3 protein-coding genes are annotated in these 18,445 nt (G+C 73.7%); all 3 read right to left on the bottom strand.

Translation table 11 applies throughout. The features are described from left to right. Window positions 1–35: 35 nt before the first annotated feature. The 3 genes from ACZ6ZQ_RS33630 to ACZ6ZQ_RS33620 all read right to left on the bottom strand — a co-directional run bounded on the left by ACZ6ZQ_RS33630 (window position 36) and on the right by ACZ6ZQ_RS33620 (window position 18,278). A complete protein-coding gene (locus tag ACZ6ZQ_RS33630) occupies window positions 36–1,172 on the bottom strand; it encodes an alpha/beta hydrolase (RefSeq protein WP_469772305.1) in 1,137 nt (378 codons plus the stop codon). Then, a complete protein-coding gene (locus ACZ6ZQ_RS33625; protein ID WP_469772304.1) occupies window positions 1,169–3,703 on the bottom strand; it encodes a thioester reductase domain-containing protein in 2,535 nt (844 codons plus the stop codon). The genes ACZ6ZQ_RS33630 and ACZ6ZQ_RS33625 overlap by 4 nt, the downstream gene beginning before the upstream one ends. Window positions 3,704–3,767: 64 nt before the next feature. Beyond that, window positions 3,768–18,278: an SDR family NAD(P)-dependent oxidoreductase gene (locus ACZ6ZQ_RS33620; RefSeq protein WP_469772303.1), complete on the bottom strand. Its 14,511-nt coding sequence runs from the start codon at window positions 18,276–18,278 to the stop codon at window positions 3,768–3,770. Between the last annotated feature and the right edge of the window lie 167 nt (window positions 18,279–18,445).

Here is an 18,445-nt window from a genome sequence, read left to right as displayed (position 1 = left end):
CTGACGGGTACGGTAGTCGGCCGCCGGGGAATCCGTCACCGTCGCCTGCCAAGGAAGTCGAGAATGTGACCGAACACGTCGAGGGCGGCGCCCCTGCCGAGGAACGTGTCCAGGTGACCGTAGCCGGGAATCTCGGTGTAGGCCACGTCCAACTGGGGCCGGCGGTGGGCGAGAACCTCGTGGCAGAGCTTCTGCGAGTCCAGCCAGAGCCCGTTCTCACTGCCGGCGAGCAGGAGGACGGGGGTGTCGATGCGGCCGGCCGCGTCCAGCGCGTTGGGCGGCAGGGCCCGGTAGCGGTGGTCGGTGTCGTGCCATCGCACCACGCTGCGGGCCAGCTCGATGCGGCGCAGGTGCGGCAGGATCCACAGCGGCGCGGGGCCGAGCAGCTCCGCGAGCCGGTTGTGGGTGGCCTCGGACAGGTGCTCGTGCACGAACAGCGAGGCGCCCGTGCCCCACGCCGAGTTGTGCAGGATCTGGCAGGTCGGGTCCGGGCAGCTCGCCTTCCGGGAGGCCAGCGCGAACAGCGGGGTGTACTTCGACCAGAGACCCACCGTGCGGAAGTCGACCGGTATGTGGTCGATCCGGGACCTCAGCAGTTCCCCGGCCACTGTCATCCGCAGCGAGGTGCGGCCCGCGAGCTTCGGTGTCAGGAACACACCCTGGGACACCACGCCCGCGAGGCCCGGCACCAGTCCGGCCGCCATGCTCATCGACAACGTGAGTGACCCGATGCAGTGGGCCACCACGAACAGCGGCCGGTCGCCGATGCGCTGCCGGATGCGGGAGACGGCCTCGGGGATGTCGTACAGGGCGACGTCGTCGTACGTGTACTTCTGGCCGGTCTCGTTGTACGGCAGCCGGCAGCTGCCCCGCCAGTCGAGCAGCCAGGGTTCGTAGCCGTCGTCGAGCAGGACGTCGACCAGGTTGCGGGTCTCCGGCAGCAGGAACATGTCGGCGGACGCGGTGTGCCCGTGCAGGAGCAGCACGGCGGGCCGGTCCGCCTCGCCGGTGTCGATGCGGGTCAGGCCGAGCCGGACGCCGTCCCCCGCCCGGAAGGGGATCTCCTCGACTGCCGCCGCGTCGAGGCGGTGGCGGAGGGGACGCAGGGCCGTGGTGGTCCTGACCTTGCGGAACGCCGGCCTGGTCCGGGAGTTGGTCGCCTTGAACATCATCGGTTGTGCTCCGTGGGGGTCTGGGTGCGGCGCAGGTCGAGCAGGTCAGCGGCGGCCCGGGCGAAGGGGCCGAGCAGGCCGCGGCCCATCTCCAGGCCGAACCAGGCGAGCCAGGTCAGTTTGGCGGCGCGCTTCTCCTGGCCGGTCAGGCGCGGGTCGACCTTGATGCCGTCGATCTGGTCGCGTACGTAGCTGTCCGCGGGCACGACGACCTCACCCGCCAGGGCGGCCGGTTCGCCCTCGCGGCCGATCTCCACCGTCAGCGCGCGGGTCTGCCGCCACACATCGCGCCGGGCCCTGGCGTACTTGCGGCCCTCCAGCCACCAGCGCCCGCCGTCGGCGTCGCGCAAGCACAGCCGATAGCGGAGGAGTCGGTGCCGCAGACCGTGCTGCTCGGGGATCCCCTCCTCGGGGCGGACCCAGACATCGCCGCGCTCCACGACCAGCGGCTCGGGGTGCACCGCCACGCACACCAGCTCGCCCCTGACGTCCACCCGGCGCTCCTTCACCAGCTGGTACATGCTCGCGATGGAGAGGGTGAGCGCCATCGAGCAGGGAGTGTCGGCGCCTGCGCCGACCGGGCCCACGCTGCCCTCGGTCGTCTCGGAGAACCACAGGTACGGCTGGTCGTCCTTGTCCGGCAGCCGGGCGAGGCCGTCACGGGTGAGGCGCTCGAACGTCCTGAGCTGCGCCTGGGCGTCGTAGCGGGCCGCGCGCGGAAGCCCGAGTGCCTCGACGAGCGCGTTGGTGCGCTCCATGGTGGCCGCCGGGCCCTTCAGCGTCGCCTCGCACAGTTTGAGGGCGGTGGGGCTCTGCAGCACCCTGGTAAGGAAGGCCAGTTCGGGCACCGGGTCGGCCTCCAGGCGGGCCAGGGCGTCGGTGCGCCACTCGTCCCAGTCCTGTACACGTACGTGCATGCCGCCGAGCGCCATGTCCCGTACGACGTCGTCGAGGGTGTTGGGCACGCCGGTCAGGTTGTAGTCGTAGCCCCAGGCGTCGGGTTCGCAGATGACGCCGACAGCGACCCGGCTCACCCAGTCCACCGGGGCCGCGTTCAGGTAGCGGAAGGCGGGCACGGTGCGGAAGCGGCCGAAGGCCGAGATGAGGCCGCTGCTGAGGTCCTGGGGGTTGTAGGCGCCGGTCCTGGTGTGGCCGCCGATGCCTCCCGGGCGCATCGCCGTGACCACCAGGCCGTGGTCGCGAGCCCGCCGCAGCGCGACTTCGGCGGCCCACTTGGTCTGGTCGTAGCCCGCTACGAGGCGGTCGGCGTGGGCGAGCGGATCGTCCTCGCCCATGGAGGTGATGCCGACCTCGTTGAAGACCGCGATCGAGGAGACGTGGTGCAGCGGCTTGGGCCGGCCCGTCGCCGCCAGTTCGGCCAGTGCCAGCGCACCGAGGACGTTGCTCTGCCGCAGCGACTGGTAGCCGCGCAGGAAGTCCACGGCCGCCGCCACGCCGACGACGCTGTCCAACTCGTGCGCGAGCGTGTTCCACAGGTCCTCGGACAGGCCGAGGCGCGGGCGCCTGATGTCGCCCGCAAGCACGGTCACCCGGCGGCGGATCTCCGACGACCAGGGCAGCTCGTAGCTCCGCAGCGCCTCACCGAGCCTGGCGACCGCCGCTTCCTCGTCGGCCGCGCGGACCAGGCAGTGGACATGGGCGTCGCTGTGCCGCAGCAGGTCGAGGAGCAGATGGCTGCCGAGGAAGCCGGTGGCGCCGGTCAGCAGGATCCGGCGGGGCGGCAGTGGCTCGGGCGAGCCGGTCCAGGGCAGGCGGTCGGCAACGGAGAGGTCCGCCAGGATCTGCTCGAGGTCCTCGCGGCGGGCTGTGGAGTACGGAGCGACGGGGGTGGCCGTCAACGGCGTCGGGGCGCGGGGGGACAGGACGGGGATCGCGACCGGCGTCGCTGCGGCGTCGGTCGGCGGGGTTGCCGACGGGGTCGGGACCGAGGGCGCGGTCCCAGAGCCTGTCCGATGGATCTTGCTCGGCTGATCCACCGGACACCCCATGGCCCCAGTGGCTGCGGGGACGACCGAGGCCCCGGCGCTCGACAACCAGCGCCGGGCGAGGCTGATCGGGCGGGCGTCGGCGAACACGTCGTCCAGGCCGATCTCCAGGCCCAGCTCGCCCTCCAGCTCCGCGACGAGTTCCACGGCGTGGATGGAGGAGCCCCCGGCGTCGAAGAAGTCGGCGTCGGCCGACAGGTGACCCCCGGGCAGATAGCGGCCCGCCGCGGCGGCGATGGCGGCAGCCAGGCCGTCCACGTCCAGGGCCGGAGTGGTCCCGGCATCGGCCTGAGCGGTGGCCTGAGCATTGGTGTCGGCTTGAACCGTGGCCTGAGTGTTGGTGTCGGCCTGAGCGGTGGCCTGAGCATTGGTGTCGGCTTGAACCGTGGCCTGAGTGTTGGCGTCGGCCGACATGACCTTGGCCAGCAGTGCGGTCACGCCGAGCCCACCGCCGCCCCGCTCGATCGACTCGGCGGTCGCCCGCTGTGCGGCGTACGCCGGCACGTCCTCGTTCACGTCACGCATGAGACCCCTCCACGATGTGCCATGTCCTTTCCCCACTGCCCCCCGGAGGTCGCAGCCGGCCCGGTCACTGCTGCTTCCAGGAGCGGAACGCCCGCAGGTGTTCCGGCGTGACCACGCTCTCCAGGCGCTCGTCGTCCTCGTCGCCGCCGCCGAGCGCGGCGAGGAGACGACGGGCCGGGACGTTGCGCGGGGTTCGCTCCGCCGCCAGCCGGACCTTCGTACAGCCCAGCTCCTCGGCGCGGTCGGCGAGCCACTGCAACAGGCGTTCCTCGACACCCCGGCCGAGCGCCCGGCAGCTCATCATCCAGGCGATCACGTCGAGTTGGTCGCCGTCCGGGCGGAGAGCGAGCAGGCCGATCTGGCCGTAGTCGCCGAAACGGTCCCGGGCCGCGGCCGTCCACACCTCGCCGCACTCCCGCCACCGGGCGAGATCGCCGCCGTCGGCCGACCGGGAGCGGAGGGTGAACTGGTTGGTACGGCGGACGAGTTGCCCGGCCCGCTCGACGTCGGCCTCGGAGAGGGCCCGAATGTCGACCTCCAGTTCCAGCCGGGCGAGGAAGTCCTCGAATCCGGCCTGTTCGCGGATGGCGTCGCGTTCCCGCTCCTGTTCGTAGAACCGTGCCCGCAGCGTGTCCTCGGCCGTCGCCGCCGCCGGGACCAGCGGCCACAACCGGCCCAGGAACTCGTCCAGTTCAGCCGTCGGCGGGCAGGTCACCGACAGCACCTGCGGCAATGCCGACCGCATCCTGGCGATCTCGGCCGGGTTGTCGTCCAGGAACAGGAAGCTGTCCACACCGAGATTGAGCGTGCGCGCCGCGTCCGCCAGACGGCCCGGCTTCGGGCCCCAGGCGGCGGAGAGCACGCTGAAGTGCTCGGCCTTCAGCAGGCTGTCCGGGCGATCCAGGACGGCCCGGACCGTGGTCTCGTCGTTGTTGCTGACCAGCGCCAGCAGTGCGCCCGCGGCACGCCACTGCAACAGCCTCCGCGCGAGCAGGGCACGCGGACCGGTCAGGTCCACCGCCTCCGGGCCGATCTCCCCGGCCACCCCGCCCCACAGGGTCTCGTCGCCGTCCACCGCGATCACCTTGGGCGCGGAACGCCGTACCGCCCGTACGACCTCGGCCAGTCGTAGAGCCACGGCCGCCTGGAAGTGCGGGGTGAAGGGGAGGTGGGCCAGCTGCTCGGTCCGCTCGTCGAAGCGTTCCTCGACGGCGTGGTGCCGGGTCCAGTCGTCGGGGCCGAGTACCGCGACGCCGGGCAGCTCGGCCAGCTCGGCCGCGACCTCTCGCTCCCACCGCCCGAAGCGGTCGTCGACGCGCTGGGTGGGCAGGAAGCCGACGATCAGCGGCTTGCGGGTCCGCTCGGACAGGGCTCGCAGCGCGGCCGGGTACTCGGTGCGCAGCTCGGCGAGCAGTGTGTCGTCCACCGCGCCGAAGCGTTCCAGGTCCACCGCCCGCAGCAGCACGACCCCCACCGCCGCGCCCGGGTGGGCGAAGACGCCCGAGGGGTCGCGCAGGCCGGCGAGCACCTGGTGGTACGGGGCTTCCGCGACGCTCACGCTGCCGTCCTCGGCGCCCTCGTTGACCGCCGTCTCGCACATGAGCGGCAGGTTGCCGAGGGCGAAGGTGGCGGCGAGTGCGAGGGACCGGCGCGGTGCGGCCGGGGCTTCCTGGGCCCGGTGCGGCGCGGCCGGGGCTTCGTACGTGGCCGGGCCGGTCTCGACCGTCGCAGGCGCCGGACGGACCGGTGCCGTCGGATCCTCGGCCGTCTCCGCGAGCAGCCGCAGGAACTCCTCCCCGAGTTCGGTGACGGTCGCCGCGTCCATGATGTCGACGTTGTGGTCGAGCCGGATCCGCCCCGCGTCCGGGGTCATGGTGATCATCAGGTCGAGGTCGGACCAGCCCGTCCCGGCAGGCAGCACCTCCAGGTTGGCGAGCCGGCCGGCCGAGGAGCGTACGTAGTTGAAGTACACCTCGACGAGTGGCGCGTTCGCCCGGTACAGCCCCTCCTGGGCCAGCGTCGACAGCACGTCCGAGAACATGGCGCCCTTCGCGAGGACCCGGTCGAGGCGGCCGTCGGTGCGGCGCAGCACCTCCTCGATCCGCTCGCCCGCCCCGGCCTCGGCCGGGAACGGCACCGGTACTCCGAAGAAGCCCACCGCGTCGTACGCGTCGGTGTGGATGCGCGTGTCCACGGGTACGGCGAGCACGAACCGCTCGCGCTCCCGCTTGCGTGCCAGCAGCACGGTCAGCGCGCCGAGACAGAAGGCGGCCGGCGTGACGGCGAGCCTGCTCGCGGCTGCCGACACCCGCCCCATGAGCCCGTCGGGGATCGTCACGGTCACACTGCCCGCCCGGTACGACCGCGCCGCGGGGCGCGGACGGGTGAGCTCCAGGTCGAGACGGGCACTGCCGTGGAACGCCTCGCGCCACTCGTCGGCGCCGGCGCCGGGCCCGTCGCCGACCTGCTGGGCCTCGATCAGCAGGTCGATGTCGCGGTTGGTGACGGCGTCGCCGAGCGAGGTGCCGGACAGCTCGGCGTCGATCTCTCCTGCCACGAGCAGCAGGGACTGCAGATCGCTCACGGCGTGGTGCGCGCCGAACACCAGGATCTGGCCCCGCGCGCCGCCGTCGAGCAGTTCGAACCGCCACAGCGGCGGGTTCGCCAGCTCGAACGGCGGCTCCAGCAGCTGACGCAGCCGGTCTGCGGCGTCGATCGCGGAGCCGGATGCAGCGTCGGCGGCCATGGCCGTCCAGCGCAGCACCGGCTGCGCCAACTCCCGGTCCACGCGCAGTTGCCGCTCGCCCCCGCCGGTGACGATCGCGGTGCGCAGGGCCGCGTGCCGTCCGGCGAGCCGGAGGAGGATGTCGGTGAGGGCGTCGCGGGTGGTCGGCGCCGTGAGCCGCACGGCCAGGCCGATGCTGTGCGCCGCCTCCGGCATGCCCGGCTGGGCGCTGCGCAGCAGCCGTACGACGTCGCGGGTCGCGGGCCGCAGCTCGGTCCCGGGCACCTCCACGGTGATGTCGCCGTGCTGCTGCTCCTGTACCTGCACCTGTACCTGTACCACGCTGTCCCGCTCGGGCAGGGCCGCGCCGAGTGCCTGTGCGAGGCCCCGGATGTCGGATGCCGAGAACACCTCGGCGGCAGGGAGTTCGACACTCAGATCGCGGGCGAACGCGTTGCGCAGCCGCACGAGCATGAGGGAGTCGAGGCCCATTTCCTTCAGGACGGTGGTCGCGGACACGTCCACGACACCCCCGGACACCTCGCCGACCCTGGCCCGTACGTACGCTTCGAGCCACGCCGCGCGGTCTTGGTCGGTCGTCGCCGCGAACACCTTCTTGACGAGGTCGTCCGAGTCCGCCGTACCCGTCGGGGCGCTGACCAGGTCGCCCAGGATCGGGCGGGTCCGCGTCGCGTCCGGGTCGAGCGCCAGCATCTCCCAGTCCAGGGCCATGGGCGCGAGCTGACGACGGGTCGTGGCCAGTACCCGCTCGAACAGCTCACCGCCCTCGTGCGGGGAGAAGGCGACCAGACCCGACCGGCTGGTCCCGGCGGCCCGGGTGCCTGATTCGGAAACCATGCCCACGCCGCCCCAGGCGCCCCAGTCGAGGCTCAGCGCCCGGCGGTCGGTACGGGAGAGGTGGTGCGCCCAGGCATCGAGGAAGGCGTTCGCCGCCGAGTACGGGCTCTGTCCTGCCGAGCCCAGGAGTCCGGCCGCCGAGGCGAACAGGACCAGGTTCTCGGCTTCCGGGATCAGCTCGGTGAGCAGGGCGGTGCCCAGGACCTTGGGGGCGAGCACACGCAGGACTCGGTCGTCCGTCAGGTTCGCCACCGTGGCATCGTCGAGCACACCGGCGGCATGGACGATTCCGGCGATCGGGCCGGCTTCCCGTCGTACGGCGTCCAGGGCAGCCGTCAAGCCGTCCCGGTCGGCGACGTCGGCCCGGGCGAGGTGCACGGTGACACCGCGCTCTTCGAGACCCTGGATCCAGCGCGCGGCTTCCGCGCCGGGCGTGCCCCGGCTCATCAGGGCCAGCCGACGGGCACCGCGGCTGACCAGTCGCTCGGCGACGACGCGGCCGAGGCCGCCCAGACCACCGGTGATCAGGTACACGCCGTCCGGGGTGATCTCGCCCGGACCGCCGTCGTCCGGGCGGGTGCGGGCCAGGCGCGGCACCAGACGGCCCGACTCCCGCAGCGCGACCAGCCGTTCGTCGTCCGCGTGCCGGAGCTGCGTCCACAAGGCGTCGACGCCGTCCGTGGACGGCAGGTCGATCAGCGTGGTCGAAAGCTCCGGGTACTCCTGCGCCACCGCGAGGGAGAAGCCCCAGGCGAGCGCCTGCTGAGGGTGCGTCACCTGCGTGCTGTCACCGGCTGCCTGGCTACCGCGGACGACCACGAACAGGCGGGGAGCCCGGCCGCCCTGCGGACGCTCGGCGAGCGTCCGCACCAGGTGCAGGGTGCTCAGGCAGCACAGCCGTGCCGCCTCCTCGGCCGTACCGGCATCCGCGATCGCCGGAGCATCGAGCGCGGACAGCTGGACCACCCGCTCGGGCAACCCGTCCGCGAACGCCTCGTCGAGCAGCCGGGCCAGATGCTGCGGATCGGCCGGATCGAGGACGTAGCGGCCCGGGCCCTCGACGCCGAACGACTCACCCCGGCGGGCGATCACGTGCGGCACCGAGGAGCCGAGCCGCTCACCGAGTTCGGCGGCCACCCCCGATCCGTCGGACAGGATCAGCCAGCTGCCGTCGTCGGAGGGCGGCTCCTGCGCGACCGGGCGCGGCTGCCAGCGCGTCTCGAAGAGCGCTCCGTCCAGCGGGGAGAGTGCGGCCAGCTCGAACTCCTGGGCCTCCAGGACCAGTTGCTCGTTCTCGTCGAAGAGCCGCAGATCCAGGATGGCGGTGTCGCCGTTCACCGAACGCAGATGACAGGTCACCCACACGGGCGTGGTGCGCCGCCCGGTGAACCGCAGCCGTCCGAATCCGGCGGGCACGAACGCCCGGCCTTCGGGCGCGTCGCCCGGCAGGGCGGCCGTGTGAAAGGCGGCGTCGAGGACCGCGGGGTGCAGCAGATGACCGGCGGCGTGCCGCTCGGCCAGGCGGCCGAGCGCCGCGGTGTCCGTGCGGTGGCCCGCCTCCAGGCCCCGGAAGGCGGGACCGTATTCGATGCCGAGCGTGGCCAGCTGGGCGTGGACGGCCCGCAGGTCCACCTCCTCCACGCAATGCTCGCGCAGCGCACTGACCTCCTCGCCCGCATGGCACGCATCGCCCGCATCGGCCGCTGGTTCGGCCAGGGTGACAGCGACCCGTCCGCTGACGTGCCGTTCCCACCGCGTGCCGCGCCCACCGGTGGCCGCCGAGGCGATGGTGAAGTCCCGGAAGCCGTCCTCGACAGGCCGCAGGACGAGTTGCAGCCGTACGGGCTTCTCCTCGTCCAGGCGCAGCGGCTGGACGAACCTGACGTCGGCCAGCCGCACCTCGCCGTCGTCCTGCAGCGCGGAGGCGCCCGCCAACGCCATGTCCAGGAAGGCGGCGCCGGGCAGCCAGACCTCGCCGGTGACCCGATGGTCGGTAAGGTAGGCGAAACGGCTGTCGCGCAGGTCCATTTCGCTCTGGAAGATGTGCCGGTCGGATTCGTCGCTGGCCTCGACGTGCGTACCGAGGAGCGGCGAGGCGCCCGTGGCGGTGGCGGGCGCGGGGGCGAGCCAGTGGCGTTCGCGTGCGAAGGCGTACGTGGGCAGGGCGACTCGGCGGCCCTCCGGGAACAGCACACGCCAGTCGGGTGTGTGCCCGGCCGCGTACAGCTCTCCCAGCCTGCACAGCAGAACGTCGTGCCCGTCCTGCTGCCGGCGCAGCGAGCCGACGCCGACCGCGTCGATCCCGGCCTCGGCCGCCACCGCCTCGATCGACGCGGTGAGCGACGGGTGCGGGCTCAGCTCCACGAAGTAGCGGTAGCCGTCGTCCAGCATCCGTCGGATCGTCTCTGCGAAACGGACCGGTTGCCGGAGGTTGGCGTACCAGTGCTCGGCATCCAGCCGGTCACCGGCCACGGGTTCGGCCGGCACCGCCGAGTACAGCGGGATCGGCGTCCGTGTGCCCCGGATACCGGAGAACCGGTCGAGCAGTTCCACGCGGAGCGGGTCCATCAAGGGGGTGTGCGAGGCGAACGGCGTCGACAGCCGGCGTGCGGTGATCTGCTGGTCGTCGAGGTGCCGGCGCAACTCGGCCAGCGCGTCGGTGTCGCCGGAGACGGCCGTGGAGTGCGCGCTGTTGACGGCCGCCACGAACAGCCGCTCCGCGTACGGCGCGAGCAGTTCCTCGACCTGAGCGCGCGGCAGCTCCACTGCCAGCATGCCGCCCCGTCCGACCAGTGGTACGACCGCCTGGGCGCGCCCGGTCACCACGGCCACGGCGTCGTACAGGGTGAGCGCGCCCGCACTGTAGGCGGCGGCGATCTCGCCCAGGCTGTGCCCGACCACGGCGTCCGGGGCGATGCCGAGCGCACGCCAGGCGGCGGCCAGCGCCGCGTTGACGGCGAACAGCACCGGCTGCAGGAACTCGGTTCGGCCGAGAGGGGAGAATTCCTCCGGCGCCCGCAGCACGTTGAGCACCGACCAGCCGACGTGACGGCGAACCGCCTCGTCGATGCGGGTCAACTCCTGGCGGAACGCCTCGGATTCGGCCATCAACCCCATGCTCATGCCCGGCCATTGCCCGCCGTGCCCGGCGAAGACGAAGGCGACCTTTCCCGTCTGCTCCTCGCGGGACGGCGCCAGCGGTGCCCGTCCGGTCGCCAACGCGTCGAGCTGGGCCAGCAGTTCGTCCCGGTCGCCCGCCACGATCCCCGCGCGCCGCTGGAAGTGGCTGCGGTGCCGAGCCAGGGTGTGGGCGACGTCCGGCAGGGCGGTGTCCTCGGTCACGTACCGGGCCAGCCGCGCGGCCTGCCCCCGCACGGCAGCCTCACTGCGCCCGGACAGGGCGAACAGCCGCTTTTCCCGGGGGACGTCGCACTTCGGCGCCGCCTCGACATGCTCCGCCTCGACCGGTGGGGCCTCGACAGGCGCCGCCTCGACCGGCGGTGCCTCCTCCACGATCACATGCGCATTGGTCCCGCTGATCCCGAAGGCACTCACTCCGGCACGACGTACGCGCTGCGGCGATGACGGCCAGGGCGCCGCCTCCTGCAGCAGCTGCAGCCCGCTGTCGTCCCAGTCGACGTGCCGGCTGGGCGCGCCGGCATGCAGCGTGGCGGGCAGGGTCCGGTGATGCAGTGACTGCACCACTTTGATCAGCCCGGCCACGCCCGAAGCCGCCTGTGCATGCCCGATGTTGGACTTCAGCGTGCCCAGGTACAGCGGGCGGTCCTGCGGACGCGAGTCGCCGAAGACCTCCGACAGGGCGTTCGCCTCGATCGGGTCGCCCAGCGTCGTCCCCGTCCCGTGCGCCTCCACATAGTCGATGTCGGCGGGTTCGAGCCCGGACAGCTCCAGCGCCCGCCGGATCACCCGCTCCTGAGCCGGACCGTTCGGCGCGGACAACCCCTGACTGCGGCCGTCCTGGTTGACGGCCGTGCCGCGCAGCACCGCCAGCACCTCGTCCCCGTCGCGCCGCGCATCGCTGAGCCGCTTCAGTACGACCATGCCCGCGCCCTCGGCCCAGATGGCGCCGTCGGCGTCGTCGGAGAAGGAACGGCAGCGGCCCGTCGGGGACAGCCCCCGCAGGCGGCTGAACTCCACGAAGGTCTGCGGCGTCACCATCAGCGTCACGCCACCGGCGAGCGCGAGGTCGCACTCGCCGGACCTCAGCGCCTGCGCCGCCAGGTGCGTCGCCACCAGCGACGACGAGCACGCCGTGTCCACCGTCAGCGCCGGGCCGTGCACCCCCAGCGCGTACGCGAGCCGGCCCGAGGCCACGCTCAGCGCCGACCCCGTACCGACGTACCCGTCCAACTGGTCGAGCCGGGAGCCCGCCAGGTAGTCGCTGCCGAACATGCCGACATACACGCCGGTGGTACTCCCCGCCAGCCCGGCGGGCACGATCCCGGCCCGCTCCAGCGCCTCCCACGCCGTCTCCAGCACCAACCGCTGCTGCGGGTCCATGGCCGCCGCCTCCTTCGGAGTGATCCCGAAGAAGCCCGCGTCGAAGGACTCGATGTCATCCAGGAAACCGCCCTCCCGGGCGTACGACTTGCCCCGGGCCTCCGGATCGGGGTCGTACAGCGACTCCACGTCCCAGCGTCCCGCCGGGAACGGGCCCACCGCGTCACGGCCCTCCGCGACCAGGCGCCACAGGCCCTCCGGATCGCTCACTCCGCCCGGCAGGCGGCACGCCATGGCCACCACGGCCACCGGCTCGTGGGGCGCCGGCTCCGCCGACGTGGCCGCGCGGGTCCGCTGCGTGCCGGGCGCGGTCCGAGGAGTCGTACGGCCGACCGTCGCGAGTGCGGTGGTCAGCAGGTACTCGGCGAGCCGGGCCGCAGTGGGGTGGTCGAAAAGCAGTGTGGCGGGGAGTTTGGCGCCGATGCGGGTGGCGATGCGGTTGCGCAGTTCGACCGCCGTCACCGAATCCATGCCGAGCTCACGCAGCGGCTGGTCGGGGCGGACGGACTCCGCCGAGCGCAGCCCGAGGACGCGGGAGACCTCCTCGCGGACCAGGGCCAGTACGCGCTCGGCGCGTTCCGCCTCGGTCAGCCGGGCCAGGCGGCCGGCCAGGCCGCCGCCGTCACGGCCGGTGCGGGGCGCGGGCAGCAGCGAGCGCCACAGCGCCGCCGCAGTGCCGCCTCCGGCCGCCGCCGTATCGCGCAGACGGGGCAGGTCCAGGGCCCAGGCAACCAGGTGCGGCGCGCCCCGCCGCAGGGAGAGTTCGACGAGTTCGCGGCCCTGGCCGGGGCGGAGGGCTCGGTGGCCGAGGCGGGCCATCCGCTCCAGGTCGGCGTGTTCGGCGGCGAGACCCTCGCCCTCCCACGCGCCGAAGGAGACCGAGACGCCGGGCAGGCCCAAGGCGCGCCGGTGGTAGGCCAGTTGGTCGAGGAAGACGTTGGCGGCCGCGTAGTTGCCCTGGCCCGCGCTGCCGACGACGCCGGCGGCCGAGGAGACCAGCAGGAAGAGGTCGAGCGGCGCGTCGGCGGTGAGCCGGTGCAGATGGGCGGCGCCTTCGACCTTCGGACGCAGCACCTGCGCGAGGCGTTCGGGCGTCAGCTCGGCGACCACCCCGTCGGCCAGGACGCCCGCGCAGTGCACGACGCCCCGCAGCGGCAACGTGTCGCCGATCCGGTCCAGTACGCCGGCCACGGCCGCCGCGTCCGCGACGTCGCACGCCGCAACCCCGACCTCGGCGCCGAGCGCGGTCAGTTCCGCGGTCACCTCGGCGGTGCGCGGGTCGTCGGCGCCCCGGCGCGAGGTCAGCAGCAGGCGCGGGACGCCGTGCTCGGCGAGGAGCCTGGCGATGTGCCGGCCGACTGCGCCCAGACCGCCGGTGATCAGCACCGTGCCGTCGGTGGGGACCAGGGTGGGGCGGCCGGCCAGGTCCAGTACGACGGGGCCGCCGGACGCGATCCGTCGCCGTATCTCCTCACGGGCCGCGGTGACGGGCAGGACCTGGGGGCGTGCGGGACGCGCCTGTCCGGCGGCGACCGACGCGACGGCCGCGCGCAGGGCCGCACCGAGCTGTTCGCGGCCGGGCCCGGCCGGTTCGACGACGGCGTCCGCGAGGGGCAGGGAGGCCCCAGTGGTGAAGGGCAGGCCGTCCGGGAGCGCCGCGACCAGCCGCGCGTCGGCGACCGCCTCGGAGCCGGGCGCGCTGTCGGTGAGGGCGACGACTCGCAGGCCGGGGGCGAGACCCTCGACTCCGGCGCCGACCTCGGTGAGCACACCGGCGCATTCGGCGAGCGGCGCCTCGTCACCGGGGACGAGGGCCGCAACGGGGAGCAGACCGGCCGCGTGCACCTCGATCCTCACCTGGCCGGGGGCCAGGGCCTGGGGCGCCACCGGGCGCAGGGTCACATCCGACGGGAGGCCGGCCGGCTCGCAGTGGTCCCCGGGCGGGACCCGCAGCTCGTCCGCGGCACGGGCGCGCACCAGCCGGGGGGCGAGCAGCGCGCCGCTGCGGACGGCGAGTTCGGGCTCCCCGTCGTACGCCACGACGGCCGGTAGATCAGCCGCACCCTCGGATCCCTCGATGTCGAGCAGGGTCAGCCCGAGGTCCGGGTGTTCCGCGCGGGCGCTGCGGGCCAGGCCCCACAGCACCGACTGGGCCAGGCCGGGCACCGTGTCCCCGTCGCCGGCCGCGACGGCGCCACGGGTCACCCACACGGTGCGGGCGGGTGCCTCGTCCTGGGGCAGGGCGATCAGCGCGTGCAGCTCCGCCAGTGCCGTTGCCGCCAACTTCTGTGCCGCAGCGGATGGTTCGCTGTCGGCTTCCGGGCGCGGCCAGAACCGCACGAGGACGTCGGCGCCCGTCTCGCGGATCTGGATCCCCGCCGCATCGAGGCCACGCAGGGCCGCCGCGACATCCGGCTCCGATCGGTCGCCGATCACCGTCCAGGTGGTGCCCGGCACCCCCGCGGCTTCCTCGGACGGGGCCGTCCACACGACCTCGTACAGGTGCCGGCCGTTCTCCGAGCGGCCGCGCAGGTCCGCCGGGTCCGCGGCGCGCAGCCGTACGCCCTCGAGACGGCCTGCCGGGAGACCGTCGGCATCCCACAGAGTCACGTCCAGCATGAGGTCCGTTCCCGTACCGCCCGTCCGGCGTACGGACGCGGTGAGATCCGTCGCGCCGCCGGGCGGCAGGACGCAGCGGCCCACCGCGACCGGCAGCAGCACCCGGCCGCCGGACGCGCCGCACGTATCGAACCCAGCGGCCACGTGCAGCGCGGCGTCCAGCAGCGCCGGGTGGACCGGGTACGGGTCGGCCGCATCGCGGGCCACGGACGGCAGCGAGAGGCGGGCCAGCAACTCGTCGTCGCCGGTGGTCACCGCCTCCCGTACGCCCTGGAAGGCCGGGCCGTAGCCGAGGCCGAGTCCGGTCAGCCGCTCGTACGTCTCCTCGCGCCAGGCCGGCTCGGCCGCCTCCGGCCACACCGGCGGCTGCCCCGCTGCCACCGGGGCGGAATCCTCCGCGGACGCGGTGGCGTGCAGGGTCCAGCCCGTGGCCTCCTCGCCGCGCGGACGGCTGTGCACGGTGATTTCCGGTACCGGGCCGGTGGTGACCACCTCGACGGACACCTCGACGGTTCCGGAGGTGGGAAGCGTGAGGGGCGCAAGCAGGAGCAGGTCGGCGACGTCACCCGGTTCGTCCGGACGGGCCACGGCCAGCGCGGCGCGGCACAGCTCCATCAGGGTCGTGCCCGACACCACGGTCCGCCCGAACACGGCGTGGTCGGGCAGCCAGTCGGCGGTGGTCGGGGACCACTCGTTGCGGAAGGTCCAGCGGGCCTCGTCCGCCGACTGCAGCTGGATGCCGAGCAGCGGGTGCGCGGCGCGGTCGAAGAGACCGGGGGCGTCGGCGCCGGACTCGGGCTCGATCCAGTAGCGCTGCGGGTCCCAGGCGTACGTCGGCAGGTCCGCCGCTTCGGCCTCGGGGACCAGGCGGCGCCAGTCGATCTGCCGTCCGTGGACGTGGAGTTCGGCGGCGGCCCGGTCCAGGCAGGCGGGCCCGTCCTCGTCGCGGCGCAGCGATCCGACGGCGACCACGTCGCGGGCGTCGTCCTCGGCATCTTCCGCGACCGTGCGTACGGCGGTGAGCAGGGACGGATGGGGGCTGAGCTCGACGAAGTACCGGTAGCCGTCGGCCGCCATGCGCTCCACGGTCGGCGCGAAGCGGACGGGCTCGCGCAGGTTGGTGTACCAGTAGTCGGCTTCCAGCTCCTCGGTGACCGGCTCGCCGGTGACCGTGGAGTACCAGGCGACGGACGTCGGGTAGGTGGCGACGCCGTCGAGTTCGTCGAGGATGGTCGCGCGCAGCGGTTCGACCTGGGCGCTGTGGGAGGCGTAGTCGACGTCGAGGCGGCGGACGAACACCTGCTGCCGGTCGAGCTCGGCGAGCAGGGCCTCCAGTGGCTCCACGTCACCGGCGATCACCGTCGACCGGCCGCTGTTCACGGCGGCGACGGACACCCGGCCGCCGAGTCCGGCGAGGCGGGCCTCGACCTCGGTGTGCGGCAGGGCGACGACGGCCATGGTGCCGGTGCCGGACAGCTCGGTCAGGGCCTGGCTGCGCAGGGCGACCACCGCCGCCGCGTCGTTGAGGCCGAGCGCCCCGGCGACGCAGGCCGCGGCGACCTCGCCCTGGCTGTGCCCGATCACGGCGTCCGGCCGTACGCCACGGGCCCGCCATACGGCGGCCAGGGACACCATCACGGCGAAGAGGACCGGCTGGACGACGTCCACGCGCTCCAGGGACGGGGCGCCCGAGTCGCCGCGCAGGACGGCCGCCACCGACCAGGCGGTGAAGGGGCGCAGTGCGGCGTCGCAGCGGTCGAGCTCGTCCGCGAACACCGGGGAGCGGTCCAGCAGATCGCGGGCCATGCCGGCCCACTGGGCGCCCTGGCCGGGGAAGACGAAGGCCACCTTGCCCGGGGCGAGGGTGTGTTGGGGGCCGACGACCGGGCCGGCGTCCGGCTGTCCCTCGGCAAGCAGACGCAGCGCGGTCAGCAGTTCATCGCGGTTGCCCGCCTGGACGACGGCTCGGTGCTCGAAGTGCGTGCGGTGGTGGGTGAGCGTTCCGGCCACGTCGGGCAGCGGCAACCGAGGCTGCGCCGAGAGCGCCTCAAGCAGGCGGGCTGCCTGTCCCCGGAGGGCGGGGAGGGTGCGGGCGGACAGCGGGAAGAGGGTCTTTCCGGGCCGTCCCGCGGTGGGCTCTTGGGCGGTCGGCTGCCGGTCGGGGTTCGACTCGCCAGTCGGCTGCCGGTCGGTCGGCTGCCGGTCGGGCGCCGGCGCGCCGGCCGGCGGCGCGAGGTCCGCGGGTGCCTCCTCCAGCACCACATGCGCGTTCGTGCCACTGATCCCGAACGCGCTCACTCCGGCCCGTCGCACCCGGTCGCCGCCCCGCGCCCACGCCTGGGCGCTGCTGTGCACGCGCAGGCCGCCGCCTGCCCAGTCGACATCCTCGGTCGGGGTTTCGGCGTGCAGCGATGCCGGGAGCAGCTCGTGGCCGAGGGCCAGCACCGTCTTGATGACGCCGCCGATGCCGGCCGCGGCCTGTGTGTGCCCGATGTTGGATTTGAGGGAGCCGACGCCGAGCGGCCGGTCGGCCGGGCGGCCCGGTCCGAAGACCGCTGCCAGCGCCCGGCCCTCGATGGGGTCGCCGAGCCGCGTGCCGGTGCCGTGCGCCTCCACGTAGTCAAGGTCGTCCGGCCGGAGCCCGGCGGCGTCCAGCGCGGCGCGCAGCACCCGCTCCTGCGCCGGGCCGCTCGGGGCGCTCAGGCCCTGGCTGCGGCCGTCCTGGTTGATCGCCGACCCCTTGACGACCGCGAGGACCCGGTCGCCTTCCCGGCGTGCGTCCGCGAGCCGCTTGAGCAGCACCAGACCGCAGCCCTCGGCCCACACCACGCCGTCCGCGTCGGTCGAGAACGGGCTGCACCGCCCGGACGGCGACAGCGCGCGCAGCCTGCTGAACTCGACGTGTCCGCGTGGTGTCACCAGCAGCGTCGCGCCACCCGCGAGGGCCAGGTCGCATTCGCCGCTCGCCAGCGCCCGCGAGGCCAGGTGCAGGGCGACGAGGGAGGAGGAGCAGGCGGTGTCGACGGTCACCGCCGGGCCCTGGAGGCCGAGGGTGTAGGCGATACGCCCGGAGGCCACGCTGGACGCCGAGCCCGTGCCGACGTGCCCGTCGAGCCGGCCCAGTCCGGCCGAGGCCTGGTACCCGCTGTCGTACAGGCCGATGTAGACGCCTGTGGAGCTGCCGTTCAGCGTCTGAGGGACGATCCCGGCGCGCTCGGTCGCCTCCCAGGCGGTCTGCAGCAGTAGCCGCTGCTGGGGGTCCATGGCTGCGGCCTCGCGCGGGGAGATGCCGAAGAAGGCCGCGTCGAAGCGGTCCGTGCCGGCCAGGAAGCCGCCGCGCAGCGTGTACGCCTTGCCGGTGGCCTCCGGATCGGGGTCGTAGAGCCCCTGGGTGTCCCAACGACCCTCGGGTACCTCGGAGATGACGTCCTCGCCCGCTGCCAGTAGCCGCCACAGCGCCTCGGGTTCGTCGGCGCCGCCGGGGAAGCGGCAGGCGATGGAGATGATCGCGATGTCGTCGTCCGCCCGTACGGGCGGGTGCGCCGGTGCCGGGTCCACCGCGACGGCGGCGGCGGGCCGTTCGAAGACCGCCTCGGCGAGCGCGGCGATCGTGGGGTGGTCGAAGACGAGGGATGGCTCCAGGGGCCGGCTGATCCGCGTGGAGAGTTCGGCGGCCAGGGTGACCAACTGGCGTGAGCCCAGGCCGAATTCGGCGATCGGTCGCTCGGGGCCGACGGCCAGCGGGTCGAGCCCGGCGGCCTCGGCGACGGCCGTCGTCAGCCAGGCCCGCACACCCTCCAAGGTCGTGACGGTCGTCTCGGGGAACTGCTTCGGGGGCTCGTTCGCAGGCATCTAGACAGGTGTCCTCGTGAACTCGGGCTCAGGCGGTGTCAGGTACGGCCGATACGGCTGGTACGCCCGGTGTACGGCTGATGCGGCCGGCGCACGGCGGCGTGCGGCGCATTCGCGAGGCGTACGGCCGGGGGCACCCGGGCTGTGCCCCGCACGACCGTCGTGCC

It is taken from the genome of Streptomyces sp. NPDC053673 (genome assembly GCF_055585225.1).
This window is presented reverse-complemented; position numbering and strand designations above follow the sequence as displayed.

Excerpts from the sequence above, each read along its gene's own strand:
- ACZ6ZQ_RS33620 (WP_469772303.1), bottom strand. The coding sequence starts at position 18,278 with ATGCCTGCGAACGAGCCCCCGAAGCAGTTCCCCGAGACGACCGTCACG.
- ACZ6ZQ_RS33625 (WP_469772304.1), bottom strand. The coding sequence starts at position 3,703 with ATGCGTGACGTGAACGAGGACGTGCCGGCGTACGCCGCACAGCGGGCG.
- ACZ6ZQ_RS33630 (WP_469772305.1), bottom strand. The coding sequence starts at position 1,172 with ATGATGTTCAAGGCGACCAACTCCCGGACCAGGCCGGCGTTCCGCAAG.